This is a genomic window from Nocardioides sp., from assembly GCF_035703625.1.
GTDB lineage: Bacteria > Actinomycetota > Actinomycetes > Propionibacteriales > Nocardioidaceae > Nocardioides.
Genome location: NZ_DASSXS010000254.1, coordinates 1 through 3,155 on the forward strand (window position 1 = coordinate 1; position 3,155 = coordinate 3,155).

Consider the following 3,155-nt stretch of genomic DNA (forward strand, 5'->3'; position numbering starts at 1 on the left):
CGTGCAGGCACCGCCTTCGCGCCGCATCAGGCACTGCAGCAGGAGGAACTCCCGGTGGGTGAGCTCGCAGACCCGTCCGCGGACCCGCAGCTCGCAGCGACGCAGGTCGAGGGTGAGACCTCCGAGCCTGACGAGGTCCTGCGTCCCGGCGTCAGGCACCCCGCGGAGGCGGGTGCGGACGCGGGCGAGCAGCTCCCGGACGGCGAAGGGCTTGGGCATGAAGTCCACGGCGCCACGCTCCAGGCACTCGACGCGGGTCTGCACGTCGGCGGCGGCCGACAGCACCAGCACCTTCTGGTCGGGGTCGTGGGCGATCAGCCCTCCGAGCACGGCCTGGCCGTTGACGCCTGGCATGAGCAGGTCGAGCACGACCAGGTCGGGTTGATCAGCGAGTGCTCGAGCCAGCCCCGCCGCCCCGTCGGTGCTGGTGACCACGCAGTGGCCCTCGTTCTCCAGGGCGCGGTGGATGAACCGGACCATCTCGGGTTCGTCGTCGATCAGCAGGATCTTGCCCACGGTCTCAGGATGTTGAGCGCGCGTCACACGAACATCAACAACGCCCCAGGGCACGAGCGTCAGGACCAGTAGACGATCACCTTGTCGCCGACCTGCACCTGGTCGAAGAGCTGCACCATCCCGTCGTAGTCACGGACGTTGACGCAGCCGTGCGAAGCGCCGTTGTAGCCGGTGGCGGCGAAGTCCGGTGAGTAGTGCACGGCCTGGCCGCCGGAGAAGAACATCGCGAACGGCATCGAGGTGTCGTAGAGGCTCGACACGTGGTCGCGCGACTTCGAGTAGACCGTGAACGCCCCCTCCCGTGTGGGCAGCTCCTCGGAGCCGAAGCGCACGTCGAAGGTCGAGACGATCTCACCGTCGACGACCCACCGGAGGGAGTTCGACGACTTGTCGACGCACAGCGCCCGCCCGGTCTTGCACCGGGGGTCGAGCGCACCCAGCTTCGGCTCGATGTTGTGCATCTGCTCGTACGTCGGCTGGACGGTCATCGCGTGCAGCCGGTCCAGGGTGCGCTGGTCGACCTCGCCGGTGACCGGGATCTCTCGCTTGGCCTGGAATCCCCGGACCGCCCGGACGGTCTCCCGGTCGTAGCTGCCGGTCACGTCCCCGAAGATCCACTGGATCGCCACGAGCCGGGCCTGCAGGTCGCGCACCTCCGTGCCGCTGTCGCCCTCCGAGAGGATGGCCGGGCCCGGGTGCAGGATGTTGAAGAGCTGGTCGTGGGTCGGCTTCTTCGTCATCGAGACCAGCCGGTCCCAGGTGCGCTGGTCGGTGACACCGGTGGCCACGAGGCCGCGCTTGTCCTGGAAGCCCCGGACCGCCGCGAGCGTCGCGGAGCCGTACCGGCCGGTGGTCAGCTCCGGGAACCAGGCCAGCTGGTAGAGCCGCGACTGCAGCGCGCGGACCTTCACGCTCCGATCGCCGGCCTCCAGCCGGAACTCCGGCTTCAGCTCCTGCCCCGGGACCGTCCGGCGGGCCGGGAGGGTGGACTCGCTCGGCGTTTCCCCAGGCTCCGTTGCCGGCTGGCCGTCCCTCGCCGCCGAGGCCTGGTGGGAGGACAGCGCCCAGCCTGCGCCGTACGCCGCCACGGACAGCATGCCGACCAGGAGGACGGCCAGCACGAGTGTGCGCAGTGCCTTCATCACTTCTCCTTGACCCGAGACGGTTCCAGTGTCACCACGGAGACGCCGAATCGGCGGATTTGGTTGCGTCCGCGTGCCATCGTGACCGGTTCGTTGCGCACGGGCGGCCCGCCGTAGGCTCTCTGCGTGGCCCGTGCCGAGCTCGACAAGCAGCCCACCGACGTACGCCGGATGTTCGACGCCGTCGCGCGCCGCTACGACCTGACCAACGACGTGCTGTCCCTCGGCCAGGACCGCCGCTGGCGACGCGATGTGATCGACGCCGTGGCACCCGAGCCCGGTGACCTCGTGCTCGACCTGGCCGCCGGTACCGGCACCTCGAGCGAGCCGTTCGTCGAGCGGGGCGCCACCGTCGTGCCCTGCGACTTCTCGCTGGGCATGCTCCGGGTGGGCAAGCAGGCCAGGCCCTCCCTGCCCTTCACCGCCGGTGACGCGACCCGGCTGCCGTTCGCCGACGACACCTTCGACGCGGTCACCATCTCGTTCGGTCTGCGCAACATCGTGGATCCGCGGGCCGGCCTGAGGGAGATGCGGCGGGTGACCCGCCCCGGGGGCCGGCTCGTGGTCTGCGAGTTCAGCCACCCGACCAACGATGCGTTTCGGACGGTCTACCTCGAGTACCTGATGAAGGCACTGCCGGGGATCGCCCGGGCCGTCTCGTCCTCCCCGGACGCCTACGTGTATCTGGCCGAGTCGATCCGGGCCTGGCCGGACCAGCGTGGCCTCGCCGACCTGGTGGCCAACGCCGGTTGGCGGGCTCCGGAGTGGCGGAACCTCTCCGGCGGCATCGTGGCCCTGCACCGCGCCACCAGCTAGCCACCGGCCCTGGGCGGCTGAGCCACGAGGCGCCCCGATCGTCGAAACCCCTTCCCTGGGTGGTTGAGCAGGGAGCGTCAGCGAGCGTCGTCGACACTCCTACCCCGGTGGTTGAGCCGGGAGCGTCGTCGAGCGTCGTCGAAACCCTTCCCGGTGGTTGAGCAGCGAGCGCCAGCGAGCGTCGTCGAAACCCCGGAACCGTGCGCAGGGCGGTGTGGGCCGCGACCTTCTCCACAGCTGCGGAACCGCACGGTTCAAGGCTGGGCAGGCAGGGAACGTCGTCCGGCATGGGGTGGGCCTACATCATCGAGTGCGCGGACGGTTCCTACTACGTCGGCAGCACCGTGGATCTGGAACGTCGGATCAGCGAGCACAACCTCGGGTTGGGTGCGAAGTACACCCGGATCCCGAGGCGAAGGCCGGTCAAGCTCGTGTGGTCGGCACAGTTCGACCGCATCGATGATGCGTTCCGGTTCGAGAAGCAGGTCCAGGGGTGGAGTCGTGCGAAACGAAGGGCGCTGATCGAGGATCGGATCGCTGACCTCCCCGGACTTGCCCGCGGTCTGTGCCGGCCGCCGGCTTCGCCTGGTTCAGGTGGGTGAGGGCTGGTTGCGGCCCTGCGCACGGTTCCGGGGTTTCGACGACGCTCGGCGCTGGGGCGCCTCGCTGCTCAACCACCGG

Annotated in this window: 4 protein-coding genes; 2 read left to right on the top strand and 2 right to left on the bottom strand. The window is 69.7% G+C overall.

Going from position 1 to position 3,155, the window contains the following annotated elements:
* On the bottom strand, positions 1–516 hold a 516-nt coding region (locus tag VFN12_RS13155), incomplete at its 3' end, for a response regulator transcription factor (protein WP_325119163.1).
* Positions 517–575: 59 nt separating this feature from the next.
* Positions 576–1,658 carry a L,D-transpeptidase family protein gene (locus VFN12_RS13160; RefSeq protein WP_325119164.1) on the bottom strand — a complete coding sequence of 361 codons (1,083 nt, stop codon included), beginning with the start codon at positions 1,656–1,658 and terminating at the stop codon, positions 576–578.
* A 126-nt stretch (positions 1,659–1,784) separates the two neighbouring features.
* Between VFN12_RS13160 and VFN12_RS13165 the strand changes: the two genes are divergently transcribed.
* Entirely contained in the window at positions 1,785–2,474 is a 690-nt protein-coding gene (locus tag VFN12_RS13165) for a demethylmenaquinone methyltransferase (RefSeq protein WP_325119165.1), read from the top strand.
* A gap of 287 nt (positions 2,475–2,761) precedes the next feature.
* A complete protein-coding gene (locus VFN12_RS13170; protein ID WP_325119166.1) occupies positions 2,762–3,076 on the top strand; it encodes a GIY-YIG nuclease family protein in 315 nt (104 codons plus the stop codon).
* The last annotated feature ends 79 nt before the right edge of the window (positions 3,077–3,155 follow it).

Bases quoted from the DNA above. Each gene is read 5' to 3' on its own strand.
- VFN12_RS13160 (WP_325119164.1), bottom strand. From the start codon at position 1,658: ATGAAGGCACTGCGCACACTCGTGCTGGCCGTCCTCCTGGTCGGCATG.
- VFN12_RS13170 (WP_325119166.1), top strand. From the start codon at position 2,762: ATGGGGTGGGCCTACATCATCGAGTGCGCGGACGGTTCCTACTACGTC.